Source organism: Paenibacillus sp. FSL K6-0108 (genome assembly GCF_045040695.1).
Taxonomy (GTDB): domain Bacteria; phylum Bacillota; class Bacilli; order Paenibacillales; family Paenibacillaceae; genus Paenibacillus; species Paenibacillus pabuli_B.
In genome coordinates this window covers 5,561,662-5,588,648 of the sequence record NZ_CP150288.1, presented here as the reverse complement: position 1 = coordinate 5,588,648, position 26,987 = coordinate 5,561,662, and the positions used below count along the sequence as shown (strand labels likewise).

General features: G+C 46.0%; 24 protein-coding genes and 1 pseudogene. 15 read left to right on the top strand and 10 right to left on the bottom strand.

Annotation, left to right across the window (positions count from 1 at the left end):
• Positions 1-23: 23 nt before the first annotated feature.
• The 4 genes and pseudogenes from MHB49_RS25470 to MHB49_RS25455 form a co-directional block, all read right to left on the bottom strand.
• Positions 24-204: pseudogene (locus tag MHB49_RS25470) on the bottom strand (rhodanese-like domain-containing protein); the annotation flags it as partial.
• A 246-nt stretch (positions 205-450) separates the two neighbouring features.
• The gene (locus MHB49_RS25465) at positions 451-2,454 is read right to left on the bottom strand and encodes a hypothetical protein (RefSeq protein WP_405153441.1); all 2,004 of its coding nucleotides are present in this window, start codon (positions 2,452-2,454) and stop codon (positions 451-453) included.
• A 415-nt stretch (positions 2,455-2,869) separates the two neighbouring features.
• Positions 2,870-3,709 carry a sulfurtransferase gene (locus MHB49_RS25460; protein WP_405153440.1) on the bottom strand — a complete coding sequence of 280 codons (840 nt, stop codon included), beginning with the start codon at positions 3,707-3,709 and terminating at the stop codon, positions 2,870-2,872.
• Between the two features lie 107 nt (positions 3,710-3,816).
• Entirely contained in the window at positions 3,817-4,761 is a 945-nt protein-coding gene (locus tag MHB49_RS25455; protein ID WP_405153439.1) for a DMT family transporter, read from the bottom strand.
• Positions 4,762-4,990: 229 nt separating this feature from the next.
• On the opposite strand from MHB49_RS25455, the gene MHB49_RS25450 reads away from it, so the two are divergent.
• The 7 genes from MHB49_RS25450 to MHB49_RS25420 all read left to right on the top strand — a co-directional run bounded on the left by MHB49_RS25450 (position 4,991) and on the right by MHB49_RS25420 (position 11,394).
• On the top strand, positions 4,991-5,893 hold the full coding sequence (locus tag MHB49_RS25450) for a polysaccharide deacetylase family protein (RefSeq protein WP_405153438.1): 903 nt from the start codon (positions 4,991-4,993) through the stop codon (positions 5,891-5,893).
• 74 nt (positions 5,894-5,967) lie between these two features.
• Positions 5,968-6,621 carry a YkyA family protein gene (locus tag MHB49_RS25445; protein WP_405153437.1) on the top strand — a complete coding sequence of 218 codons (654 nt, stop codon included), beginning with the start codon at positions 5,968-5,970 and terminating at the stop codon, positions 6,619-6,621.
• A gap of 141 nt (positions 6,622-6,762) precedes the next feature.
• Positions 6,763-7,653, top strand: coding sequence for a hypothetical protein (locus tag MHB49_RS25440; protein ID WP_247898743.1), 891 nt, complete (start codon positions 6,763-6,765; stop codon positions 7,651-7,653).
• A 51-nt stretch (positions 7,654-7,704) separates the two neighbouring features.
• Positions 7,705-8,151 (top strand): GNAT family N-acetyltransferase, encoded by a 447-nt coding sequence (locus tag MHB49_RS25435; RefSeq protein ID WP_247898742.1) that lies wholly within the window; start codon positions 7,705-7,707, stop codon positions 8,149-8,151.
• 270 nt (positions 8,152-8,421) lie between these two features.
• On the top strand, positions 8,422-9,390 hold the full coding sequence (locus MHB49_RS25430; protein WP_405153436.1) for an ADP-ribosylglycohydrolase family protein: 969 nt from the start codon (positions 8,422-8,424) through the stop codon (positions 9,388-9,390).
• Between the two features lie 25 nt (positions 9,391-9,415).
• A complete protein-coding gene (locus MHB49_RS25425; RefSeq protein WP_405153435.1) occupies positions 9,416-10,666 on the top strand; it encodes an MFS transporter in 1,251 nt (416 codons plus the stop codon).
• A 548-nt stretch (positions 10,667-11,214) separates the two neighbouring features.
• Positions 11,215-11,394 carry a hypothetical protein gene (locus tag MHB49_RS25420; protein WP_247898739.1) on the top strand — a complete coding sequence of 60 codons (180 nt, stop codon included), beginning with the start codon at positions 11,215-11,217 and terminating at the stop codon, positions 11,392-11,394.
• A gap of 97 nt (positions 11,395-11,491) precedes the next feature.
• On the opposite strand, the gene MHB49_RS25415 is transcribed toward MHB49_RS25420, so the two are convergent.
• The 4 genes from MHB49_RS25415 to MHB49_RS25400 all read right to left on the bottom strand — a co-directional run bounded on the left by MHB49_RS25415 (position 11,492) and on the right by MHB49_RS25400 (position 16,782).
• Positions 11,492-14,221 (bottom strand): discoidin domain-containing protein, encoded by a 2,730-nt coding sequence (locus MHB49_RS25415; RefSeq protein ID WP_405153434.1) that lies wholly within the window; start codon positions 14,219-14,221, stop codon positions 11,492-11,494.
• Positions 14,222-14,562: 341 nt separating this feature from the next.
• Positions 14,563-15,264 (bottom strand): RNA polymerase sporulation sigma factor SigK, encoded by a 702-nt coding sequence (gene sigK, locus MHB49_RS25410; RefSeq protein ID WP_024628561.1) that lies wholly within the window; start codon positions 15,262-15,264, stop codon positions 14,563-14,565.
• A 205-nt stretch (positions 15,265-15,469) separates the two neighbouring features.
• Positions 15,470-16,306, bottom strand: a complete 837-nt coding sequence (locus MHB49_RS25405) for an alpha/beta hydrolase (RefSeq protein ID WP_405153433.1) — start codon at positions 16,304-16,306, stop codon at positions 15,470-15,472.
• Positions 16,307-16,359: 53 nt separating this feature from the next.
• Complete coding sequence (locus MHB49_RS25400; protein WP_405153432.1) at positions 16,360-16,782, bottom strand: MarR family winged helix-turn-helix transcriptional regulator; 423 nt, start codon at positions 16,780-16,782, stop codon at positions 16,360-16,362.
• Positions 16,783-17,050: 268 nt separating this feature from the next.
• Here MHB49_RS25400 and MHB49_RS25395 point away from each other — a divergent pair, with 268 nt between their 5' ends.
• Entirely contained in the window at positions 17,051-18,121 is a 1,071-nt protein-coding gene (locus MHB49_RS25395; RefSeq protein ID WP_405157238.1) for a FecCD family ABC transporter permease, read from the top strand.
• Between the two features lie 2 nt (positions 18,122-18,123).
• Entirely contained in the window at positions 18,124-18,891 is a 768-nt protein-coding gene (locus MHB49_RS25390; RefSeq protein WP_405153431.1) for an ABC transporter ATP-binding protein, read from the top strand.
• A gap of 146 nt (positions 18,892-19,037) precedes the next feature.
• Here MHB49_RS25390 and MHB49_RS25385 read toward each other — a convergent pair whose 3' ends face one another.
• Positions 19,038-19,640, bottom strand: a complete 603-nt coding sequence (locus MHB49_RS25385; protein ID WP_405153430.1) for a TetR/AcrR family transcriptional regulator — start codon at positions 19,638-19,640, stop codon at positions 19,038-19,040.
• Positions 19,641-19,871: 231 nt separating this feature from the next.
• Here MHB49_RS25385 and ssuD point away from each other — a divergent pair, with 231 nt between their 5' ends.
• Positions 19,872-21,032, top strand: coding sequence for an FMNH2-dependent alkanesulfonate monooxygenase (gene ssuD, locus MHB49_RS25380; protein WP_405153429.1), 1,161 nt, complete (start codon positions 19,872-19,874; stop codon positions 21,030-21,032).
• 126 nt (positions 21,033-21,158) lie between these two features.
• Here the strand turns inward: ssuD and MHB49_RS25375 are convergent, their stop codons facing one another.
• A complete protein-coding gene (locus MHB49_RS25375; RefSeq protein WP_247898670.1) occupies positions 21,159-21,725 on the bottom strand; it encodes a DUF421 domain-containing protein in 567 nt (188 codons plus the stop codon).
• 215 nt (positions 21,726-21,940) lie between these two features.
• Between MHB49_RS25375 and MHB49_RS25370 the strand changes: the two genes are divergently transcribed.
• The 5 genes from MHB49_RS25370 to MHB49_RS25350 all read left to right on the top strand — a co-directional run bounded on the left by MHB49_RS25370 (position 21,941) and on the right by MHB49_RS25350 (position 26,965).
• The gene (locus MHB49_RS25370; protein WP_405153428.1) at positions 21,941-22,438 is read left to right on the top strand and encodes a HEAT repeat domain-containing protein; all 498 of its coding nucleotides are present in this window, start codon (positions 21,941-21,943) and stop codon (positions 22,436-22,438) included.
• 87 nt (positions 22,439-22,525) lie between these two features.
• Positions 22,526-23,188: a ribonuclease H gene (gene rnhA, locus MHB49_RS25365; protein ID WP_405153427.1), complete on the top strand. Its 663-nt coding sequence runs from the start codon at positions 22,526-22,528 to the stop codon at positions 23,186-23,188.
• 196 nt (positions 23,189-23,384) lie between these two features.
• Positions 23,385-24,254 (top strand): alpha/beta fold hydrolase, encoded by an 870-nt coding sequence (locus tag MHB49_RS25360; protein ID WP_405153426.1) that lies wholly within the window; start codon positions 23,385-23,387, stop codon positions 24,252-24,254.
• A 155-nt stretch (positions 24,255-24,409) separates the two neighbouring features.
• Positions 24,410-25,399 (top strand): serine/threonine protein kinase, encoded by a 990-nt coding sequence (locus MHB49_RS25355; RefSeq protein ID WP_405153425.1) that lies wholly within the window; start codon positions 24,410-24,412, stop codon positions 25,397-25,399.
• Between the two features lie 252 nt (positions 25,400-25,651).
• Complete coding sequence (locus MHB49_RS25350; RefSeq protein ID WP_405153424.1) at positions 25,652-26,965, top strand: ABC transporter substrate-binding protein; 1,314 nt, start codon at positions 25,652-25,654, stop codon at positions 26,963-26,965.
• Positions 26,966-26,987: the final 22 nt, after the last annotated feature.

Here is a 26,987-nt window from a genome sequence, read left to right as displayed (position 1 = left end):
TTTTTGTATTCCCTAATCGAAACTTAAACCTCTTCCCCCGTTGCCACCGCATTTCCCTCATAACTAATCCAGTCGCTCCAGCTTCCGGAATACATTGGTGTATCCCGCTTCTTCGAGCGCAATCACATTCGGGCAGGCGGATACGCCGGAACCGCAATACACAATAATCGCACCATCCTTGTCCAGCTTGCTGAAACGTTCTTCTAACGCTCCAACTCCCGTCCAACCCGAAGGGATTTCAAACTGCACGGGCAACTGGCCTTTCAACCGTTCTTTCTTCCTCGACGGCACCCATAATTTGTTATGCTTAGAGTGTGATAATAGGTTAGTCATAGTGATTTTGTGATTAGGTTATGGAAAGCGGGGACTCGGGATTCTTTTCAACCTAAATAAAAAAAGCCCGAGTCCTTATTAGGAAACGGGCTTGAAACACAGAATCTTTTCTCTTGTTTATCGTGAAATATAATAAGCACCGTTCAAATTAGTGTTACTTTCGAATACCAGCACGTTACCATCCACCTCGTACCAGCGTACCATTTGTCCTCCGGTCTTGGTTGCATTCGGCGTTCCATAAACGGCAATGACATGCTTCAGTTTATTTATATCGAACAGAATATTTCGCAACGTGCGCCCACCTGCATTGTGAATAGAAGCTACATTTACGAGTAAGCCATCTTTGAAGATGAGATTAGTTCCATCATAATAATACCTGTTGGCTTCCGACAACGGCCTTGCGGCAGGTTTGCCATTTTCCATTGAATAATAATTCCCTGAATCATTTTCGATGGCCTCATACAGATCAGGGCGAGCAATCACATCTGCTTCTTTCAGATCCTTGGAAAAAACATGGAGCACTTTGTATTCGTAGCCTTTACCTAAAAGGGAATTCAAGAAACCTCCAGCCATGCCCAATTTTTCGTTCAGTGTCTCCAACGGTACGAAGGTCTGCCCAGCCCAGGTTAATACCGTTTTATCGGTTTTGGAGACGGTCATTTTGTAATTACCACGATTGATCGTCAATCCACTGGAAGTTTTGGACACTGTAGCATCCGCTGCCTTTGCAAAATCATTCACTTCAACGTACCAGCGGTTGTCCTTGGTCAGGAAGGGGCCTTGGCCGGCATAACGCATCGGTTTGCCGTTTACGAGCATTTGTGGTGGAGCCTGCATGGAGATCAGTTTCGATTGGTCGCCCGTGTACCCACCTGTATCGGCTTGTACCAATTGAGAATTCTCCATATTACGGGTAATAATTCCTGTTGGCAAGTGCAGGTAGAAATCTTTCTTTTCGACTTGGAATAAAACAATTGAATCGCCAACTTCCTTATATATTCCACCGCCGATATCCGGAATTTCGGATACAACTTTTGCCGTTTTTGTATCAACTATTCTTATTGTTTTTTCTTTGGCTGTTTGCTGACGAATCAGAACGTAACGCTTGTACTTAGTGAACCACATCGAACTTGAAGCATCTACGCGGGATAGTGGCTTGATTGCTGCACTTGCAGAAGTTCGATAACCTACCATGCGATTTTCGCTTTTTGGATTTTTATAGGATACATAAGTTATTGAACCAATTTTATCTTCATAAAAAACATTGTTTGGTAGTGCGGCGGGAATCTTGCTTTTTGTTCGGGTTCCGTCTGAATTCAAAATGATTGTTTCTCCTATGTAATTATTATTCCTATGTGTTACATAATTTCCGATTTTAGCGAGAATTTTTGGATCGTTGGATATTTTTGTGTACTCGGAGTATCTTAAGGTTTTGTCAATTACCTGTGGATATTCAGCAATACGCGCCAGCAATTTGTTACTGAGCAGTGAATAGACTCGGATATTTCGTTCTTCATAGTTTATTTCTCCGTTACCTTCTTGCAAGGTATAGCCTCCAAAGTCATAATACATTTGGAACGGAGGCCGGCTTTCCCCGAACGTTTGTACCTGATTCAAAACGCTTAGAAGGTTGCGCTCGAGATCATATTTATAGATAACATGATTGCTTACTGACTCCTTTTCACCTTTTGCATTTGGTTGTTTGTCTGTCGTTGAATCACAATAAACTGTAAAAGCTTGTGGACCTTTCAATGTATCCAGCACATGTGTGCCAAAGTCCCAACCGCAGCCTGGATAGAATGTTTTCTTCAGCGCTGGATCATCTTTTTTGCGTGCGGTCTCCCAAGATTGAGCATCTTTCGATACAGCTTGTGCCTGCTTTGGAAATTCATGAAGTTCAGTCTCCACACGACCGTCATCAAAATAAAACTTTGTTACCCGAACCTGAGGTATAACTCTGGATGCTTCTTCCTCATACTTGAACTCAAATTCGAATTCCGATTTGTACCGCTCTTGTGCCGCTTCTGCTTTCCCACCCGTGATCGGTAGCAACCAACTAAACAAAATCATAGCTACTACAATCAAAAACTTTGTGGCAAAGCGAACCCTACTCTCTTTCATACTCCATCTCCTTAAAATTGTATATTGGTCGCTAAATTACTCATTATAAGAGAATAAGGGGATAATACCAAGAAGGAAAAGTTCGGACGGTCTTTTTCTCGGATTTGTATTCGACGTGAGACCGAGGCGTAATAAGCGATATCGCCTCAATATCGTGCGCGAAAAATTCTCCTACTCATCGTCTATGGCAGTGCCGATTGTCTCAGCAGAAACAGATCAGCCCCATGACGCCTTTAAAGCCATCTTTTATACACGTTTCTCAAAGTCGACAGCTTATCCTCACTCTTCAATTCCTACCAAAACCGCTGCTCGTATTGAATAGGAAAAAAATCACGATAAAATACCGCCACGAGTCCTTAGACCCAGGCGGCATTTTCGCTTAGCTATTCCAAATCATCCACAATGTATCAAAATCCTAAACTTCTTCGCCGGTAGCTACCGGATTCTCCTCATAACTAATCCAGTCGCTCCAGCTCCCGGAATACAACTTCACATTAGTGTATCCCGCTTCTTCCAGCGCAATCACATTCGGGCAGGCGGAGACGCCGGAGCCACAATACACGATGATTGCACCATCCTTGTCCAGCTTACTGAAACGTTCTTCCAACGCCCCAGCACCTGCCCAACGCCCCTCCGAATCCAACACGTCTTTCCAAAAATAATTCACTGCCCCTGGAATATGTCCGGCCTTGGCATCAATCGGTTCCTCCAGCCCGGCATAACGGCGGGCATCGCGGGAGTCGATCAGCACAGCTGAGCCATCAGCAGAGGCTTTTTGTACATCCTGCACACTTGCCAAGAGTCCTGGCTGCACGTTCACCTCAAACGAAGCTGGAATCTGAACCGGCACATCGGTAGTCACTGGAAACTTGGCATTCTGCCAGGCAGAGAAGCCTTCATCCATGACATACACCTGCTCATGTCCCAGATAACGAAGTAACCACCACAGCCTCGATGCATTCATACCATCTTGGTCATCGTAGGCAATAATGCGTGCATTCGAGGCGATACCAGCTTTGGAGAGGCGACTTGCCAGTGCAGCCGGATCTGGAAGCGGGTGACGTCCTCCGTGGGTAGATACAGGAGCGGACAGATCCTTTTCCAGATCGAGATAGACAGCACCTGGAATATGTCCAGCTTCATAGGCTTGTCGTCCGGCATCCGGTTGACCGAGCAGGAATCGGCAATCGGCAATGACGACATCCGGTTCATACATTCTGGCAAGCAGCCAGCGCATGGATACAATATTTTTCATGAAAACACACCGCCTTATATGTAATGGGATGGATTCAACCGGAAGCTGCGTAATGCAGATTCACAGGTTCCGATTGTTTTTTACAAATATTCGAATACAAACGCAAGTTACACCACTGTAGGTTCGACTGGCCCTTTTCCAGCTACAGGAGCATCTGAAGGAATGGGCTGTGGTTTGGTTTTGCCATACCGAATGAAGATCCATACCCCGAAAATAATGACAACCCCAGCAGACATTTGAAGTCCATTGAGAGATTCGCCGAGCAGCATCCAGGCCAGCAGAGAGGAGAATACAGGTTCCCCCAGAACCCCCATCGATACGGTCGTGGCATTCATATATTGCAGCAGCCAGTTGAAGAGATAATGTCCAAAGATCGTTGGCACGATGGCGAGCAACAGGAAAATCCCCCACTCAGAAGCCGCATAACCGCCAAACGGGTGACCATTAACCAGATTATATACCGCAAGCGTACAGGCAGCTACGAAAAATACCCAGAAATTATAGGAGAAGGCACTGAGTCCGGCACGCAAAAACTGTCCTAGCAGCATATGTACCGCTACAGCGATCGTCCCGAGCAAAGAAAGAATATCTCCTCGCAGCGCTGTCCCTGCCAGCTGGAAATCTCCAGCTCCAATCGCGATCGATCCGAGCAGGGCGATGCCCATTCCAATGATCATCATGCGGTTGATTTTGGCTTTGAACAGCCAGACGGAACCGGCAAGAATCAATATAGGCTCCAAAGCGAGAATGACCGTTGAACTGGCTACACTCGTGAGCCGAAGCGATCCCATCCAGAGCAGGAAATGCAGTGCCAGCATGACGCCGGATGCGAGCAGTAAAGCCCACTGTCTGAAGTTTAAACGCATCATCTCATGCCGGTATTTCCACACAAAAGGCAGCATCAGCAGATTGGTGAGGAACAGTCGGTACATCGCAATGACGGCGACGTCGGCTGTAGACCAACGTACAAAGATGGAAGAAAACGAAATGGCAATAATGCCGACAAAGAATAGCAGAAAGATCGATCTGCCGGCACGGTTCAAGCTAGTCATGGATGTAGCTCCTTCTTGAAGTCAAATGGCGTAAATCAATTTATTATACAGGAGAATGCATCCGCAGGAAAAGCATAAGAGAAGAAATAGATAAGCAGATTGTAACCGGGCTTGTAACTATTCTGTCATTCTCCAGGACCATTTTTCTATTAATCTTCTATATAGAGACATGAAACGATATAATGTACCAATAATCGGGAAAAAATGAAAGTAAGGAAGTGGCCTGGAAGTGAGAGTTCAACAACAGAGAGCGGGAGAGAGTGGCGGCATTCCGCATAGAACAAGCCGAACCAAGACGCATGGACGAAGAAAAATCCGGTATGGGAGACTGAGTGCTGCGCTGGCGCTTCTGGCACTGCTCATTATCGGTTTAACATATGCATTCATTGGCATGACGCACTGGATCAAGAATTATGTAACACCTCCGCCAGTCGCTGCGATTGAACAGCCAACCAAGCTTGGCATGATTGAAATGACTCCGGAGTCCAAAGAGGAGCCCGTACGGTTCCAAGGTCAAGTGCGCAAGCTGGCATACATAACGTTTGATGATGGACCAAGTGTATATACGGATCAACTGCTGGATATTTTGAAGCAGCATGAGGCGAAGGCAACCTTTTTCATGATTGGACGCCAGTTGAATCAACACAAGGAAGCAGTGGAGCGGCTTGTCAAAGAGGGCAGTTATCCGGGGCTTCACAGCATGACACATAACTATAACAAATTGTATAAGAGCGGAAGCTCCGCTAATTTTGTGAAGGAGTTCAAGAAGGAGCAGAAGATGGTCCACGACCTCATTGGCTTCACGCCACACCTGATCCGTGCTCCGTATGGCAGCAGCCCACAGATCGGCGAGGATTTCAGGGGTGACATTGCTGCGGCCGGATTCAAATTGTGGGATTGGACCACCGATTCCCTTGACTGGAATCTGCCGGGTGAGCCGGACAAAATCGTGAAACGGGTCAGCAGCAGTGTGCATCGGGACAAGGAAGTGATTCTGATGCATGAGCGCGAGCAAACGGTACAGGCACTGCCGCGCATTCTGAAACTGCTTGAAGATCGGGGTTATGAGTTTGAGGTCTACGATCCGAGCGCCCATTGGGTAGCTAATTTTAGCGGGGATACCCGGTTATAAGCAGGCATTTGCAAAAATAACGAAATAAGCGATAAGTCATCGAGCGATAGATGCAAGAGAGGAGGCACCCTGAGGTGCTTAGAAGAAAAAAGATAGCTCTGGCCGGGGTCAGCATATTGCTGGCTCTGCTTGTCAGTGCTTGCGGTCAGCCGCAGGTACCTGCTGCAAATCAAGTCAATCAACTGATTCTTGCCGATCAGGAGATGAACCAGAGCCTGAAGGAGATTGCCCGTCATGAACGGGAAGATATGGAATTGTACGGATCGATTTTGAGTAAAGGGAAGAACAAAAACAGCAATTTGGAGGCTCTCCTCGATCAGGCAGACGGAAATATTGCCGAGCGAAGAACATTGCTCGAACAAGCGGAAGCAGTGATGAGCAGGACAAAAGAACAGATGAAAGAGCTGCGAACTTCACTGGATGATTTATCCTTTGAAAAGGAAGAGAATCTGGCTCAGGCCCACACGGTATTGGATCAATATGAGCAAAGAGCTGCGTCATTTGAAGCATTTGTTGCCTCCTACAGGCAGAGCCTTGATGCGGACGAGCAGTTGTATGCATTGATGAGAGGCAGTGTGGAGCCCAATCTGGTCAAAATCAAACGTGCGATTCGGGAACGAAACAGCCAATATGCCAAAGTGGCCGAGTCAAGACAGCAGTTCAACAAGCAGACAAAAGCTTTTAACGCAGCCAACGCGAAGCTTGTGCAAATGGAACAAGCCGGCTGATTATTCATGGTGTAAAAGGCTGTTGAACATTTTCGGATGATTGAGCGACGGGTCAGCCGTGTAAGTAATACTAAGCTGTCAAGTTGCAAGTCAGGCAACATGGACAAACATCATTGCGTATAAGCTAACGGAGGTGTTCATATGCGGAATACGATGAATATTAGTGCATCATTCCTTGTTTTGGTTATGGGATTCTCGCTTGTGGCCTGCGGTAACAGCAGCCCTGCTGCTCAGCCACCCGCAAATAATACAGAGGAACAGACACCGGCACCAGGGAAGCAGCCTGAGGAAAGTGCGGTGATTGAAGCGCAAGGCATTTTGACCGGATGGGCAGACCCGCACACGGTTGAAATTCGTGTGAAAGAGGAACCGATGTCTTTCCAGGTGGGTGAAGATCTGCAAAAGTCCTTGGATGATATTGACGATGAGGATTCCGTTCAATTCAAATATGTAGAGAAAGCCATTGAAGGCGATGAGACGGCCAAACAATTGGTACTTAAGGATATCGCCAAGATCAAGTCCGATGATGACAATAGCGGTACAAATACAGGCGGCAATGTTACGTCTGATCGTCCAAAGACGTCTGAGCTTGAGGTGACCGTGGAAGGTATGACCGAAAAGCGCCCGGTTACACTGGCTCAAGGCAAGGGGTACTCTTTATATGTATTTGAACCGATGGTTTACGATGCGGATGATCATGAATTGACCATGAAGATTGATCCGGATTACGAGGTAGAGATTGAAAAGCTGCCTTCGGATTATAAATTGAATGAACTGAAGGTGGATGCGAAGGAAGAGCTGTCAGAAACCGGAGCGGTCAAGCAATTAAGTGAGGAAAAGCTTAGCAATGGCCCGATGAAAGAGGCAAAATTGTTCATGATGTCTCAGAACGATAAGAAAACAGAGTATTTCATCGTAAAAGAGCTGGATGGCAATGGCTTCGCCTTCCATATCCATGCACCGGTTGGCGAACCATCCGAGGGTTTCCTGCCGATGGTTTATGCCTCCATTAATTCCATCATGAACGAGTAATCGTGCTTTGATAATGAGTGCAAAACTGAACGGCGAATGAGGGGTTATCGAATGCGAGAAAGAAAGATTAGGGAGATCAGGGTGACGGATGTTCATGATATTTATTTGCTGAATCAGGAATTCAACCCGAATCTGCATGAATTTTCCGAGCAGCAAGTTAAGGAAAAGATAGAGGTCATTACAACGAAAACTAATGATAAGATTTTGGTATGTGAGCAGAATAACGAGGTCATTGGCTATATTCATGGAAGTCCATATGAGTTGCTTTTTGCCAACTCTTTACTAAATATTCTGGGCTTTGTTGTGAAGGAAAAGGCTAGAAATCAGGGTACAGGCAGCCTGTTAATAGCGTCTCTTGAGCAATGGGGAAAGAATAACGGGTACTCCGGGATTAAACTACTGTCTCATCCAAGTCGAATCCCGGCTCACCGATTTTACGAACATCGTGGATATGTATTTACAAAGGATCAGAAAAATTTTATTAAAACATTTGAATAAATCATCAATTGAAAAGAGCCGGAAGGAACGATGCGACAGGCATAGGTTCCTCCCGGCTTCTTGGCCGTATGTCTATTCAGTTTACGTAACGCTGGGTGAACAAGCTGTTCGTAAGGCGAAAGCTTGCGAAGGGGTGAGCGTCCAACCCGGGTTACCTGATCCGTCAGGTTAGGGTTGCAAAACGTTGTGAGCGGTGTACCGGGAAATCTGCTTTTTCAGTTTAAATAAACCAATTAAAATTCTTTACGTCATATCAAGCCATGTGGGAAAATGAAGAAGTTATTGGAGAGAGAAATCGCAGAGGGGGGAGCGCAAATGCTGCTAAAGGATCGTTTCCAAGGTTGTTTCATTGGGCTAGCCGCGGGAGATGCCCTGGGAACCACAGTGGAATTCAGCAGTCCCGGCACGTTTGAGCCTGTTACCGATATTGTGGGCGGAGGTGTATTCGATCTGGCTCCCGGACAATGGACGGATGATACGTCGATGGCCCTATGCCTGGCAGAAAGCTTGGTCAGAAAAGAGGAATTTGATCCTGGGGACCAGATGAGACGGTATACGAATTGGTATCAGGTCGGCTATATGAGCAGTACGGGAACCTGTTTTGATATTGGTGGGGCTACTCGTAATGCACTTGAACGTTTTGAAGCGACAGGTGAAGCGTACAGTGGTTCAACGAACCCGATGACCGCAGGGAATGGTTCGATCATGCGGCTGGCACCTGTAGCCATGGCATATGCCAATCAGCCGAATCAGGCAATAAAGTATGCTGGGTTGAGTTCCAGAACAACACATGCAGCTGTTGAAAGTGTGGAGGCATGTGAAGCGCTGGCTTCAATATTAGTTGCAGGACTGCACGGAGCGGACAAAGACGTCATGTTACGACCTGATACCTGCCGTCAGTGGAGGGAAGAGAAATCTTTTTCACCAGCGATTGAAGAAGTTGTACAAGGATCATACCGGGATAAAGCACCGCCTGAAATTCAGGGGAGTGGCTATGTCGTTCGTTCACTTGAAGCGGCATTATGGGCATTCTACCATTCTTCGAGCTTTGAGGAAGGTGCGCTGTTGGCGGTGAATCTGGGTGATGATGCGGACACCACGGGAGCGGTATACGGGCAAATCGCCGGTGCGTATTACGGATTAAGCAGCATTCCGTCACACTGGCGAGAGAAGCTGGCCTTGCGAGATACACTGAACGAATTGACAGAGGCGTTGTGGTCGAAGGCGGAAGCTAGATAGAAGAGACAGGAGAAGAGAACATCATATGCGTAAGACAGAATCAGCTACAACGGAACCGGAAGTTACGGAATCTGCTAAACGAGGGGCGTTTCCCTTATCCCTTTTATGCCTGACGGTAGGGGCTTTTGCCATTGGTATGACAGAATTTATTATTATGGGACTTCTGCCCAATGTGGCGACCGATTTGAATGTGAGCATTCCCCAAGCTGGACAGTTAATTACGGGTTACGCGCTTGGTGTGGCGGTGGGTGCGCCCGTACTAACCGTGTTCACTCACAAGATTCCGCAGAAAAAGCTGCTGGTACTGCTGATGTGTATTTTTATCATCGGTAACGCGTTATCTGTTATTGCACCAACTTACGGGCTGCTCATCTCGGCACGTATTCTGACGGCATTCGCCCACGGTACGTTTCTGGGTGTAGGCTCGCTGATGGCAACACGATTGGTTGCACCGGAGAGAAGGGCAGGGGCGGTATCCGTAGTCCTGGCTGGGCTAACGATTGCCAATATTATTGGTGTGCCGTTTGGTACATTTATCGGGCAGCAGCTGGGATGGCGGTCATCGTTCGGAGCCATTACGATTTTGGGTATTATCTCATTAATTGGGATCATTCGGTTCATTCCGGTCATCGAGCAGGGACCACCCGCTAACCTGGGTCAGCAATTCCGGAATCTGGTTCGTCCCCAGGTGTTATTAATTTTGCTGATTGGTGCGATGGGGTGTGGAAGTCTATTCACAGTGTTCACCTATATAACGCCAATGCTTGTTGATATTAGTGGATTTGCCGAGCAGAGCGTAACCTGGATTCTGGTGTTATTCGGAGTTGGCGTTACACTGGGCAATATGCTTGGCGGTCGTCTTGCGGACTGGAAGCTGATGCCCTCCCTGATGATTAACTTCGGAATATTGGCAGTTCTGCTGGCAGCCTTAACGCTGACGCTGAACAATCCGTATCTGGCGGTAATCACCATTTTCTGCTGGGGTGTTGCGGCTTTTGGTATTATGCCAGGACTGCAGATTCGAATCATGAATATGACCCGCGAAGCGCCGCTGCTGGCGACAACATCAAGTCATTCGGCTTTTAATCTGGGTAACGCAGGTGGTGCCTATTTAGGCGGGTTTGCAATTACACATACGGGGCTTATCTCGGTACCGTTGTATGCAGCAGTCATAGCCGCATTTGGATTGCTGGGATTACTCGTTAGCGTGACGATGGAACGCAAAACGAGACTGCCGGATATCGCAGACGCTGTGGATACAGCCCCAGTAAATTAAATACAGATAGGTAGATGAGCCTTCACTCCGCATTCACATGTGGAATGGAGGCTGTTCTATGGATGGATTACAGTTTTAACTAGAAAAAGACAAACCAGTCAAGTTAAAGTATGATTGGTATATCATAATAATTAGAAAGGATGGATTTCAATTTAAATAAAAGATTTAAAATCCATGCCGTTCATGTCGCTAAAGAGAATACATATCTAAAAAACAGCAAGATTACTTTTACTTAGGAGTAGCTATATTTTAATTCCTGTCTCCATTTGGACTTGAAAGGATCATTATTTTGAGAAAAATCATTAATTATATTCTGGCCTTGCTGATCGTTTGGGTAGCGCTGCTGTATCCTTTTCGAACTGTTTGGTTTGAGGGTGTACATCAGATTCCTGAAGATCTTCACGGTGTTTATTTACTCTTCCTGTTCTTTGGATATCTTATTTGTTCATCTGGTATGGGGCTTATGCTTTACAAGATGTGTTTTAAACGAAAAGAATAGTAGTTATAGTAGTTGGAATCATTCAATTTTCCAAGGAGAAGGTGGCAACTTGTACTACTACAAAGGTGCGTTCAGAGAAACAGATAATTTTATCTATTTCAAAAGCGATGTTCAATTGGCAGAGAATGATGTTGTCTTACTCGGGGAGAAGAAATATTTTATTGAAAATGTCGGGAAAGAATTCCTTTTGCTTCAAAAGGTCGGCTCGATCGTTTCAGTGAGTGTATAAAGATCCTCGTGGGCAGTGAACATATCAAAGATTGAAAAGCCTCCGCTTTCCACATTAACGTGTGGGGCGGAGGCTTTTATCATTTCTTGGTTTAGGATTAATAGATTTCGAGCTCGTTAATCCGTACATACCCTGCCTGATGAGATGGGCCTGTGCGACACACGATCCGAATTTTTGAAGTGTTCACCGGGCTAAAGCTGTGGGTTCGATACGTATCTTTATTAGCGGTAACCTTGACAAGGGAAACCCAGCTTGATCCGTTCCAGTATTCGAGATCGTAGTCAGCCAGTACGTAACCTTGTGTCGTGTACAAATCAACTTTGCTCACTTGTTTGCTTTGACCAAGGTCCAGCGTCACATTCTGAGGGAGAGGCGTGTTCGCCCCGTTGGCCCAGCTTGATGTTCCGCCAAGTGCTGTACTGCGATCACCATCATTTATTTTGGATACAGCATATCCACTGAAAGTGGAGTCTGCTGTGATGGATGCGCTGCGAGCCAGATTCGGATTGCCATAGATTTCGAGTTCGTTAATTCGTACATATCCTGGCTGATGGCTTGGCCCCTTGCGAGCGACAACACGGACTTTGGTTGTATTTACCGCGCTAAACGTATGTGACCGCATCAGTTCCTGGTTGCCTGTTACCTGAACCAGATTCACCCAGATTAGGCCATTCCAGTACTGTAGATCATAATCCGCAATTGGATAGCCTTGTGAGGTATATAAATCAATCCGGTTGATGGAATTGGCTGCACGCATATCCACTACCACATATTGAGGCAATGGGGAATTTCGATCGTTAGCCCAGCTGTAATTTTCACCGAGTGTTGTATTCCGGTCTCCATCGTTGATCTTGGCTGCTGAATACCCCGAGAAGGTTGAATCAACCGTTATGGCTGCATTTCGCGCCAGGTTCGTTCCTGTGCCAGGGTTGGTTGTTGGGTTTTTCTCCAGTTTCACCAGATTCCAGCGTAATTCAAAGAGCTTAAACGACTTATTGAATACAGCACCCTCTCCTTTGACGAGAGCATCGATGGTGAGGGACATGGTGCTTGGCACATCCGTGCTGCTTGTCCATTTTCCCGTTCCCTCAATGCCGGCGAAGACGCTCACCTCCAGAATTTTTTTGCCAGCAATGGTCAGACCCACCTCAGCTTTGGCACCTGCCCAGGCAGTGATCTGTCCTTCGATTTTATGGGTAACGGTCAGATATTTGTCCACACTGCTGTAGGGTTGGATTTTGACAGGGATGAAGACACGGGTTTTCCCTTTGACTCCAGCAGTTACGGTGTATCCCTGATCTACCTGGAATTCAAACGTGACACTGCCATCTACACCGATAACGAGAAATACACCAACGGAGACAGCACCGAGACTGCCGGCATTAATGTTGAATCCAAGGATGGGGACTTTGACTTCCTTTTTAAATTTTGCATCGCCCTTGATGTAGATGTTGGCTTTCTCGCCAGCTGTAAATTTCAGATCATAATTGCCCCAGAATCCATATTTCCCGGTTACCTTTGGCGTAATCAACGTAAGCTTGCCGCCTGCCTCTACATAGACTTTGTTACCATTGGAATTTTGCTGATTCACGAGAACTTTCTTAAAATCACAGACGAATTCATTACCAGATTTGCGGCAATTGGCAAAATCATCTGTTCCGGCTGTCCGGATGATGTCGTCCAATTGCATGGCAGCAGCATCATTTGCGAGATTTTCCTGATTCAGTTCAGTTTGGCTGTTCTGCTCCAGCGTCTCAAGAGACTCTTCGGTTGGGCTTAGAGCATCATCCACATGATATTGTCGAATGATCGAGGAATCGCTGTAGTCAGCTTGTGACGAAACAGCATCAGATTGCAGAAGATCTTGAGCGTTTAGCACCATGTCAGGGTCAGGCATAACGATATTACGCTCTTCCAGAGATACTTCCTGCTCGGGAATATCGTAATAGTCAAATACCTCTTCTACACCAGGTATAGTGTATTCAACGAGCGTTCCACCCGAATTGCTGGTCGTATTGGTTACTTTGATGGCACGAGCAGATGTTTGATCCAGAAAGATCTGCCCGGACACCAGACTGTTACCCAGCTGGGCGGCTTCTTGAGAGGACAGATTAAAACTGCCCTGTTCCTCGGCGGTCTCAAATACCGCGTTCACAACAGGAAGTTTTTGCGAGATGAGGGAAGGCATGGGGAGTGTGGGCTTTAACTGAAAATCGACTTGTTCGAACTGACCGGACGATTGTACCGGATTGCTGACAGCCAGTCCATCTTCATTCACATTAAAGGAAATTCGGAAATAACCTTCGGTAATCGGAGTGTTGTAATTGCTGCTGCCTGCCCAGATCCAGCGAGCGCTGGTATCCTCTGGCATGCCCGTAATCTGGTTCCATGGCGATGCACCGAACCGACCGAAATCGGTAGCACGAGACCAGGAAGCGTCATCAAAGTTCGGCTGCTCCCAGCCGCCAACATAGCGGTCGGACACTTTCCAGTTGAAATCCGTTACGATATTTTCATCCATATAGCTGAGGTCAGCGAGCAGCCCCGCATAACTGCCCAGATCCTTGGCTTGCACTGCAATGACGTTTTTACCTGTTTGAATCTGAAGGGGGAAAGTATAGGCTTTACTCCAATCATTTCCTGTACCAATCGCTTTGCCGTTAAAATACAATGTAAATTCGTTATCTGCTGTTAATGTAATTGAACCTTCGTTGTTAGATGCACCGTATACATGCGAAGGCCAAATACCTGCGAGAAGCGGTAGTAAAAGAGAGAGTACGAGAAATGAAGCCCATGCCTTTTTAATCGAAGAGCGCACATTGTGCATAATCATTTTCCTCCCAGAAAATAAATAGATTGCAAGACAAATCGATAGACCGGGTATAAGCGAGTTGCGTTAAATTATGTAAACATACATCTGGTCCTCCTTTCGAAATCTATAATAAGGTAAAATATTCAATTAAACAACAAAAATTTACATTTAAAGAAAATGAGATAGAATGTGCTTTTGATAGAGAAAAAATAGCAAGACGAGAAGGGTGTTATAGACAGCAGACCACTCCAAAAAAACAAAAAAAGCTTGCCCAGAAACCGTTGAGGTTTCATGACAAGCTTTCTTCAATTAAAGGAGTATAATCTTCATATATACAATTCGTGAGACAGTAACAACTAGCTCTTTTGCTTATAAAATTCATGATACAGCTTCATGAGTGCACGCTTCTCAATACGGGATACATAGGAGCGGGAAATGCCCAGTTCCTTGGCAATTTCGCGCTGCGTACGTTCCTCCCCACCCGCTTCAAGCCCAAATCGGCCAATGACGACTTCTTTCTCCCGATCATCAAGGATATCCAAATTGCGATAAATTTTGCTTTTTTCAATCTTGAGCTGCACCTTGTCTACAACATCGTCCGCTTCTGTTCCGAGAATATCGATTAATGTAATTTCGTTGCCCTCTTTGTCCGTGCCGATTGGATCATGAAGGGAAACGTCTTTACGTGTTTTTTTCAGGGAACGAAGGTGCATAAGTATTTCATTTTCGATACAGCGAGCAGCAAATGTAGCCAGCTTCGTGCCCTTTCCTTGCTGGAAACTTTCAATGGCTTTAATTAAGCCGATGGTTCCGATGGAAATGAGGTCTTCCTGATCTTCGCCAGTATTGTCAAATTTCTTGACGATATGCGCCACGAGGCGCAGATTGTGTTCGATAAGCAAATTACGCGAATGAGCATTACCTTCGGCCATGAGGCGTAAATGTTTGGCTTCATCATCCTCAGCAAGTGGCTGAGGAAAGGCATTGTTTTTGACATACGAGACGAGTAACGTTAACTCTTTAATGAACAGGGCAATTGCGGTAAACAATCCGGGCACAGATGACACCTCCTGCAGTTTTACAACGATCTGGCCTGAGCACATGTGGGAACAGGGTCGATTTATTGTATGTAGGCGTGTGCCCAGAAGTGCACGTACACTTGAAAAAGGTGCGGATGCTAAAACTTATTCATAGGAAGAATTGGGTTGACAGTACATGCTATTGAATTACCTTCTAAGAGAAGCCATTGTGTGAGATTAGCGATTAATTTTGTCTACTGTTTAACCATTTTAGGATGATCTCCACAGCTTCCTTATATCGCTGGCCAACGAGCAATCCGGTATGGGTCGTATTCCACAGCCCTGCATATTCAGCGCCCAGCTGTTCTGCAGTCAGTTGACCTCTTCGCTCTTCGTCATCGGATTCTACAGCTTTGATGACCAGGCTCGGACATGTAATTAAATAACCGTTGATGGATACACCGCTACTTAAGCCCGATGCCGCCGAAAATGTGAGAAATGCCTTCGATGACTCCATCTGCAGATATTTACGCTGGAAAGCAATGTCTTCGGCAGCTTCATCAATACTGCTATGTTCTTCACGAGCCGGGGGAGGGATGACAATGTCAGGTGTCATTCGATCAGTCTCAGGATAGGGAATCAATTGATGAACTTCCTGGCTTAGGCTGGAATCAATGATCACCAATCCAGTTAAAGTAATCGTCTCGGCAATTTTCTGGCTGAGTATTCCGCCCATGCTGAAGCCGATGAGAACAGGGGGCTCGTCACACTGTGCCAGAACTTCACGAATATCCTCCAAATAATCGTCAAACGTAATTTTTGTCATGTCCATTACCCGGCTTTTGTAATGACTTCGCAGGTTCATGACGTAGCAAGTCCAGCCTTGTTCAACGAAGTGGGGGATGTACTTGCTCCACATCCAACTGCCAGTATAAGCGCCATGAACAAACAGAAGGGGCGGTCTTTTTACTGGTTTTTCCGAGTGGAAGGCCGGATTACCTTCATATATTTCAAGGTACAAATCATGTTCCCCTATCGTTTTGATTTCATGTTCAGGCAGCAATTGAGTAAAATCGATCATTAGGATATACCTCCAAAATTTAGTTTTATATCAAACTATTATTCCAAAAAAAATTAGAAGTTGCCGTGAATTTTCAGCAAAATTCGAAGCAGTTCCTTTTTCTCCGCTTCAGTCACATCCGCATAGAACGCGTCCAGCATGCGCTGTGAAATATCTTCAAAGACAGGTTTAAGTTCTTCTCCTTTTGCAGTCAATGTCACATGGACAATCCGTGAATCTGTTGCATCACGCTCTTTGGCGACATAACCATTGCGCACCAATTTGTCGACAAGTGCTGTGACCGTGGATTTATCCTTGCCAATTTTTTTGGCGATTTCAGCCATGGTCATTTGGGCATGGTTGTACAGGGCATAGATGATATCTCCATGGGACGTAGCCAGATCCTGGATTCCCTGCTCAGCCATCTCGGATAAAATGAAGCGGTTGACTTTCTCTTTAATTTTGGATATGAGTGATATAGTGTCTGTCGTTTTCATACGAGTAATATAGTTTGTTATCAAACTAATGTCAAGCCTGAATTTCAATATGGGCAGTTAAATGGAGTGCAAAACGTATTTTTAGTTTCACCAGGACCAGTGCATCCAGCTGATATGTATTATTCTTAAATTGACAAAGATAATCATTCTCAATTATAATCCGAGAAAATGGTTTGTAAATAGCTTAATTTTTAGTGATTAAATTATATGAGAATTGATGGGGGAAGAGATGGAACAGACGGTTCAGATTCAGAAGCAGCGTATGGGGATGAGGGAGTCCCTGATTCACAGCAAATCCGGTTTTGCAGTATTGGTTGCCGCTTTAATCATCGTCATGGTTATTTCGGTTGGAATTGCTGTATCCATTGGACAGGTGAGCATTCCGCTCGCTGAGTCTTATCGTATTCTGTTGTACAAATTAACCGGATTTCAATTCGGCTCTATGCCGATTGAGGCGGGGTCCTTTACGGATATCATCTGGCAGATTCGCTTTCCGCGTGTACTGATGGCGATGTTTATCGGTGCCGGGCTGGCCTTGTGCGGTGCAGTTATGCAGGCTGCCGTACAGAATCCGCTCGCAGACCCGTATATACTGGGGATTTCCTCAGGAGCTTCACTCGGGGCTACGTTTGCCATTCTGATCGGATTCGGAGCAATTGGCTGGCTGGCTCAGACCGGGGTGGCCTTCTGGGCATTTGCCGGAGCGATGGGTGCATCCTTGCTGGTCCTGGCACTGGCAGGTATTCGGGGGAAAATGACGTCGGTCAAGCTGGTGCTTGCCGGGATGGTCATTAATGCGCTATGTAGCGCCTTTTCGAACTTTATCATTTATTTTGCCAACAATGCCGAAGGCATCAAGACGGTAACATTCTGGACTATGGGTAGTCTCGCCTCATCCGGATGGAACAAGCTTCCACTGATTAGCATCGTTGTGCTCGTAGCTATTTTGTTCTTCCTGCTGCAATCCCGGGTTCTTAATACGATGCTGCTGGGTGACGAAGCCGCGGTTACACTCGGGATTAATCTAAGTGTATATCGCAGAATATACATGCTGTTAACAGCTCTAGTAACCGGCGTAATGGTAGCAAGCTGCGGCATGATCGGTTTTGTCGGATTAATTATTCCGCATATCGTGAGAGGGCTGGTTGGATCGGACCATCGTAAAGTGATGCCTGTATCCGTACTATTCGGTGCCATCTTCCTGATCTGGACGGATGTTATTGCACGATCACTGATTTCCAGCGTTGAATTGCCGATCGGGATCATTACAGCGATGATTGGTGCACCGATGTTTATGTATATGTTAGTCAAAAAAGGCTACGGTTTTGGAGGAAAATAAACATGAAACTGAATGTAGAAAATGTATCCATATCGGTGCTGAACACGGATATTATCCGGGACATTTCTTTACAGGTAAATGGCAAGCAATTCGTTGGCCTGATTGGCCCGAACGGTTGTGGCAAATCAACGCTGCTCAAGAGCATCTATAAAGTGATCAAACCGCAGCAAGGCAAAGTATTTCTCGATGATACGGACATTCTGAAATCCAGTCCCAAGGTTGTGTCCCGGCATATGGGCGTTGTGGGTCAGTTTAACGAGTTGAGCTTTGATTTTACGGTACGTGAAATGGTCATGATGGGTCGTACCCCGCACAAGAAGCTGCTGGAGACGGATAATGAACGGGATCATGAAATCGTGGAGCAGGCGCTGGAAAAGGTTCATCTGACCGGACATGCGGACCGCAACTACGTGTCCCTGTCCGGCGGGGAGAAGCAGCGAGTGGTTCTTGCCCGAGTGCTGGCGCAGCAGCCCGAATTTCTGATATTGGACGAGCCTACCAACCATCTGGATATCAAATATCAGCTCCAGATCCTCAACATTGTGCGGAGTTTGGACATCGGCATATTGGCTGCGCTCCATGATCTGGAACTCGCCGCAGAGTATTGCGATTACCTCTATGTCGTGAAGCAGGGACAGATTGTGGTTCATGGCAAACCCGCCGATATTCTGACCCGTGAAATGATTGGTGAAGTATTCGATGTTGAATGTGAAATTTACGAGAATCCGGTTACCGGGGGATTGGGTATTGCTTACTTGAGTACACGGTGAGACAATTACGGACTAAACGGCCAAAGAACTGTCTTTAAGCGCGATAAATGCTTAAGTGACAGTTCTTTTTGTTTTATCGTAAGTATCACGTGTCACTTGTATCAATCATGTCCTCATGACTGTTATTAGAGGAATGACTACTTCCTCTAACCTGATACTCCCATTGCTTGATATGTTCCTAGCAGAGCAATGCGGGTTAGTTGAAGAGCCATATAGTGAGGAGAGCATACTTTAGTGTCAGCAAGCCATCTGTAGATAATTCCGGTGGTGGAGAAGCTGATATGATCCAGTAAAATATCCAGGGGCACTTCTTTTTGCACCATGTCAAAGCGGGAAATTCGATCGAAGAACGCCTCTCTAATCACTTCATTCAACCGGCTGTTGAAATTCCCGGCAGGATCGATGAGCAGCATCACCCGATAGAATTCATCATGCTCTAATATATGCTCAAACAAGACTGAAAATATGGGATCTGGCTCATTCAATGAAGGTAAACTCCCAAGGCGGGTATTCCGTTTCGTCAATAACTGATCAAGCAGTTGAAATTTTTCATTCACCATGCTGTCCAATAAGTCATCCTTGTCCAGAAAGTGGGCGTAAAAGGTAGAGCGATTGATATTCGCTTGTTCGGCGATGTCAACGACACTAATTTCGGCGAAGGATTTCTGTGGCAGAATGTTCAGGAAAGCTTCGGAAATCATCACACGGGTTCGTATAATTCTTCGATCCACTCCACGGGAGTCATTCACTTCTCATCACCTCGAAAACAACGAATTGATCAACTTTGTTGAGCCTTCAAATGGTTTGGGAATGTAGATGAATAAGACATTTTCGCAACACATCGGTCAAATGCGTTGTTTAACCGTCAGATTCTGCCTAATTGATCGTTGATATCCAGCAGATAATAGCTATCATAATAAATAAAACATACCAAATCAATCGGAAAAATAAAATATAAAGGTAGGAATGAGGTCATACCTATGGAACTGTTTTGGTTTATTCCCACACACGGGGATGGCAGGTATCTTGGAACAAAAGAAGGAGCCCGGGCGGTCAGTTATCATTACTGCAAGCAGGTGGCACAAGCCGCGGATGAACTTGGATATGCCGGTGTTTTGCTACCTACGGGAAAGTCATGTGAAGATGCCTGGATTGTTGCTTCATCGCTGATTTCTTCCACGGAAAGGCTGAAGTTTCTTGTTGCTGCGCGACCAGGTCTGATGATGCCAACCACAGCGGCACGCATGGCTGCAACACTGGATCGTTTCTCCAAAGGAAGACTGTTGATCAATGTGGTGGCTGGGGGAGATCCCATTGAGCTTGAAGGAGAGGGACTCTTCCTGGATCATGATGAACGCTATGCGTTAGCCGATGAGTTTCTGACGATTTGGCGCAAGGAACTGGAGGGAGAGACGGTTGACTATGAAGGGGAATATTTGAAGGTAAAGGGTGGTTCCGTCCTGTACCCGACCATTCAAAAGCCGCATCCACCACTCTATTTTGGAGGTTCCTCGAACGCTGCAATGGAAGTGGCAGCAGACCATGTCGATGTGTATTTAACGTGGGGTGAGCCACCAGGTCAGGTGGAAGCCAAAATTCATCAAATGAGGGAGTTGGCTGCAAAAAAAGGCAGAAGCATTCGTTTTGGCATACGTATGCATGTGATTGTACGTCCGACAGCAGATGAAGCATGGAAGGCCGCTAATGAGCTGATCTCCCACCTGGATGAGGAGACAATAACCGCAGCCCAGAAGATCTATGACCGCATGGATTCCGTGGGACAGCAGAGAATGGCCAGGCTGCATAATGGTGATCGTTCCAACCTGGAGATTAGCCCCAATCTGTGGGCGGGCATTGGTTTGGTTAGAGGTGGTGCCGGAACCGCTCTTGTCGGTGATCCAGATCAGGTCGCTGCCAGAATCAGAGAGTATGAAGAACTGGGGATCGAGACCTTCATTTTATCCGGTTATCCGCATCTGGAAGAATGTTATCGTACCGCGGAGCTGTTATTTCCAAAGCTTCAGTACTCGCAACATGGAGAAAGGGGCCATCATTCCTTTGTCGGTCCATTTGGAGAAATCATTGCCAATAACAACATTCCGGACCACATGGTCAAAACGGAAGTTTCCTCCAAGTCCTAATTTCATAACGGGTTGCCGTTTAAGAAAACTAAGAGACACCTGAAGATATTCGGGTGTCTTTTTTACATGCTGTAGAAAGGGGCCACCTGCGGCCAGTCATCTCTAGATTGTATTCAACTATTTCATTTACTGTATCTTGGAGTCAATCGGACTCGAGTGTCCGTCCTGGATGACCTCCTGGAACAATTCCTTGGATTCCGTGGGCCACGTGCCTTGCTTCAGGAGTGCTTCCAAATCGCCTATGGTTACTGGGCGTGCGTGCCGTTTGAGCACGTATCCAAGCTGTCCGTTTGGTTCCATCGTGGCCGTTTCCAGATCGGCAATACTGGTAATCCCCTTCTCCCGCAACTGCATCTCCAATTGGTCCACGGAAAAGCGCATGCGTTTCAAATTTGGCAGATTCAACTTTCCATCTTCCACGACAACCTTTGATTTTCCACTTATCAGTTTTTCAAACCAATTAAACTTCAATTGCAATTGTTCAACGATTAGAAGCGTGAGGATAAATACTGACGCTGACCCAATCGCTTTGCCAAGTTCGTGATTCGCGATGGGTTGTACTATTGTTGTTCCGATCGAGATCATGATGACCGTCGTGGCTACACTTATTTGTGAGATCGATTTACGTCCCGCAATCCGCAGCAGAATCATGCCAATCAGTACAAGCAAGATGGATTTCCATATCCAGTCCATTGGTTGTGTTCCTTTCTGTACCTAATCATGTGTCGTATTTCTTAGCCTGTTCCTGATCTGGTTGAAATATACAATTGCCTTAGGACAAGAGATGTGGATAAGGAAAATAGTCCCGACATTATAAGGACCATTATACTACATCCTAAAATAAGGAAATGACCGATATTACTATGAAGAGCGTTCTTCTAACCAAATGAGGAGTGATACAACGTACAATGTATACCAACATGATACAAAAGCATCTTTTCCAAGGAGATATGGAAGGCCTTATTAAACAGATCGCATATATTGGTGAAAAAAAGGATACCACTCAATTCGCTTTCCTGATTGACCTCCTGAAATCTACGGATAACAAAATCCTACGTAATGAAATTGCCATCGCTTTATCTGACATTGGAGATGATCGAGCCGTCGAACCATTAATTGAAGTCATCATAGATCCCAAGACATCAGGAAGCAGAGGCACATTGCTATACGCTCTTGAAAATCTGAATTACATAGTACACATAGAGGACATTATCCCATTTATCGGCGACTCCAGTCTGGAAGTGAGCGCGCAGTCATTCATGCTGCTGGAGCAAATGATGGGTAGGTTATCCGATTCACAGAATCTTAAGTGTCAACAACTCATCGAAATTCAAATCTCAAGCAACCAAAGCAAGCTCTTGGGAGTAGCATTAGACATGTTAAAGAAATGGAGGTATCGACTGTAGGAATAAGATGAACACGCGTCTTTCAATCTCACCTTCCTATCGTTTACAATAAGGAATGGAATGCAGTTAACGAAGGAGCGGGTCATATTGGCAAAGCAGAAATACTATGTTGTCTGGGCAGGAAAGCAGCCTGGCGTATACAGCACATGGGCGGAATGCAAAGCACAGACAGATCATTTTACTGGTGCAAAATATAAATCGTATGAATCGAAAGCTGCCGCCGAGGAGGCATATCGTGCGGGATGGAAAGGAAACTGGGGTACTGGTGCAAGTGGTTCTGGCGCTTCTTCAAAGACGAAGACTGGCAGCAGCGGAAGAAGCGCAGGCATGGAAACATCCGCAGAAATTGACTATGACAGCATCTCGGTTGACGTTGGTACGCGCGGGAACCCAGGACCGGTGGAATATAAAGGTGTGGATACCCGCACGGGTGAGATTATTTTCTCCGTTGGGCCAATTTCCAAAGGTACGAATAATCTGGGTGAATTTCTGGCAATCGTACATGCCTTGGCGTATCTCAAAAAAGAGGGCAGTAACAAGACGGTTTATACGGACTCCGTCAATGCAATGAAATGGTTAAAGCAAAAAGCGGTATCCACCACACTCGCAAGGGATGCTTCCACCGAAGAGATCTGGCTGATGATTGACCGTGCAGAGCAGTGGCTCCGGACGAATACGTACAGCAATAAAGTGCTAAAATGGCAGACCAAGCAGTGGGGCGAAATCAAGGCGGATTATGGCCGGAAATAGCCCGTTTTCTCTACAATTTCTGTATTATTAATTTTCTATGAGAAACGATGTTTACAATTTCCAGTTTCCATTCTATAATCAGTTCATTATGATAAGTTACACATATGAAGGAGCCTGTCATTCAGCGGGCTCTTTTATATTTATGGACCTTAAAATCCATAGAAAGTTGAAAGAGTATACTATGCAGGAGGCAGACATGAGTTCCATTTATAGAAGTGAAGAAGGCAAGAACAGCATACTTGCGGAATACGAAGCGTATGTTGAGCAATTGGGTGAGGGTTTTTCACGAGAGTACGTCGAGACACGTTTTGGACAAACGCATGTTTTATTAACAGGTCCAGAAGACGGCAAGCCGCTATTTATTCTCCAGGGCGGAAATTGTGTGAATCCGATGACGTTGTCATGGTTCTCTTCCCTATTCAAAGAATACCGGATTATCGCGCCGGATACGATCGGTCATCCAGGCTACAGTGAAGAAACACGAATTTCGGCAAGGTTTGATAGTTTGGCTTTGTGGATTTCTGATTTGCTGGACCACTATAAGATCGAAAAAAGTGCGTTTATCGGACCTTCCTTTGGAGGCGGAATTATCCTAAGACTGGCAACTTACATTCCGGACCGAATTGCATGTTCTGTTCTGGTAGCACCCGCTGGACTGGCCGTGGGATCCAAAATTAAAATGGCTCAGGATATCGTGTTGCCACTCGTAACGTACAGAATGACTTCTTCTCCAACTTCTTTGCAAAAGATCGCGGATATCATGTCATGCAGTTGTATGAAAGAAATAGATAAAAATATAATCGGGAAAATCTTCAAATACGTCAGTCTGGAGCAGGATATGCCCAAGCTTACGGAGCAGGAAGAATTGGAGAATTATACATCGCCAACACTGCTGCTGGTGGGAGAGAAGGATGTCTTTTTCCCGGCAGATAAGGTCATCGAAAGAGCTCAGAAGATTATTCCGAATGTCAAAGCAATCAAATACGACACAGGTCATTTTCCGTCTCAAGACGTGTTGGTGCAGATGAACCAGGAAATTCTGCAATTCTTACAGAAGAATTATTAATTTTAGAAATTTTTCAATAATTCCGCATGGTTATGATTCGAATTGCATCATTTGGTTTATATACATGGTTGGCGATAAAACGCCTGTCTGGTTGGACTGAATGATGCAGCATGCGGCAAGTCTTCCGATTGACAAGGTTGAAAAGAGGGTCTGTTATGAAAAAGGACAATTGCAAAATGGCATTGCAGCGCAATGTAATTTTAAATGATACATACCAGGTAAGACATCTCATGGCTAGCAGCGAGCTGGCTATTGTATATGCAGGAAGAGATCGGAATACAGGCGCTAAAGTAGCGATCAAGGAGTTTTTCCCGCAAAGGCTGGCGGCACGTCAGGCCGACAAGCGGGGAGTGTTCTGTTCTTCACGAGGGTTCAATGGTCAGTATCAGGAACTTCTTGCTGCATTTTTGGTAGAAGGAGAGCTGTTATCTACGTTAAATCACCCTCATATTGTGTCGTATGTGGATCATTTTGAAGAAAATGACACAGGGTATCTCGTTATGGAATATTGCTCAGGGGTAACTTTAACCGAATATCTGATTGAGCGTAATCATGCGCTGGATGCAGCTTTTATTACGGAGACATTGCTTCCGCTGGTAGATACACTGGACTATATTCATAAGCAGGGAATTCTCCATCGCGACGTGAAGCCATCCAATATTATGGTGATGGAAGACGGCACGCCCAAACTGCTGGATTTCGGTTCAGCAGCTCGTTGGCCTGTACAATCCGGGGAAAAACAGGCGATCTTTACCTCTGCAGGGTATTCGCCGCTTGAGTTTTACTCCGAGAAATCCAGTCAGGGACCGATGTCAGACATATATAGCCTGGCAGCATTGCTTCACTATTGGACATGTGGGCAGCCCCCTATGGATGTAAAACAGCGGCTGTTCCGCGATGATTTGCCGTCTGTGCGTTCTCATAATGAATATGTGAACTGGTGGCTCGCACGTGTAATTCACTGGGGATTATCGGTTCGTTCCGAGCAGCGTTGTGCTTCTCTCGCTTGGGTTAAGAGATCCCTTCAAGTACAGGCCTGGATGTGGAAAATACGCAAACCTGGCACGGTTGAATGGGCTTTGGCTGAAAATGAACATACCCAAGTCTACCAAGCAGAGCCGAAGAAACAGCATGAGACAGCTTGATTCCAGCCTTGTCTTATACATATAATCGTAACAAACAAGCCAGTTTGGTCCTTTCACGGATTGAACTGGCTTGTTTTTTGTGTTTTTTAGCCTAAAAGAAAAATTATTTCTTTTTTTAATTTATTTATGGAAGAATACTTCATTCTAACGCCAGGGTCTGCATATACTCCATTGGAAAGATGGAGTGATTAGCCAGGAAATCTGACATAAGCGCCGGCTCCCGTCTTACACCAAACTGAGGGGGAATGTTGTGTGACCACCAACAGAAAGAGCTTCACAGTATCTTTGCTGCTAGTCGTTATGATGTCTATACTGCTTGCCGCCTGCGGAGGAAATGACAATACGGCTGGTACGCCGAGTCCGGGAAGCACTGGGGAGGCGGGCACGGAAGCTGGAAAGCCGGTGACGCTGGAGTTCTGGACCATTGCTCTACAGCCAACGTTCAAGGATTACTTCAATGATTTGATTTCCAAGTATGAGAGCAGCCACCCTGGCGTGAAGGTCGAGTGGAAGGACTATCCATATGATGCCATTTCGCAGCGTTTATTGACCAGCACGGCCAGTGGCAAAAGCCCTGATGTGGTGAATCTCAATACCGAATTCGCCAGTCAATTGGGAAGTAAGGGAGCGCTGCTGAACCTGAACGAATACCTGACAGATGAGGAAGCCAAGAGTTACTTTGAAGGCATTTATAATTCGACTGTTTTGGATGGCAAAGCTTACGCGCTTCCTTGGTATACAGGTACTGAAGTGCTGTTTATGAATACCAAGCTGGTAAAGGAGGCAGGTCTTGATCCAGCGAATCCGCCGCAGACCCGAGAGGAGCTCGTAGAGTGGGCACGTCAGGTCCATCAAAAGACAGGGGTGGCCGGTTATGCGCAGCAGCTTGTCTCCAAGCTGTTTCCAATCGATGGGATTCCGATTCTAAATGAGGACAAAACGGCCGCGGCTTTCAATACGCCGGAAGCAGAGGCGATGATCGCTCAAATGCGTGCTCTGATGGCCGAAGGTGTGGTGCTGAAGGAGGATGCGGAATTCAGCAAGCAGATCCAGTATTTTTCCGGAGAGCAGGTCGCTTTCCAATTGTCGGGTCCAACCTTTATCAACTTTATCAAAAAGTCTGCACCGGATGTTTACAAAAATACGATTGCGGTAACGCTCCCAACGGGCAAAGCGAACTTGCGGCTCTCCAATTCCATGGATCTCGTTGTGCCACAGAAATCCAAAAACCCCGAGCAAGCTGTGGAATTTGCCGCCTTTATTACCAATGCAGAGAATCAGACTGCCTTCTCCAAGGTAGCCAACACGCTGCCGTCGAGCAGAGCCTCCATTGAAGATCCGTTCTTTACGCAATCCGACGGTTCACTGGAAGCCGAAGCCAAGGTCGCTTCCTCCCAAAGTCTCGACAAAGCTACGGATTACATGGTCGGCGTACCGAATGCAGGAGACATCAACTCCGCATTGGCACGGGGCTTGCAGGAAATTTTGATGAACGGAGCAGATATTAAAGAAACGTTGAACGCAGTGGAGAAGGAAGTTAATCAAATTCTGAACCAGGATTCCTGAACTTATGCGGTACAGTCTGATG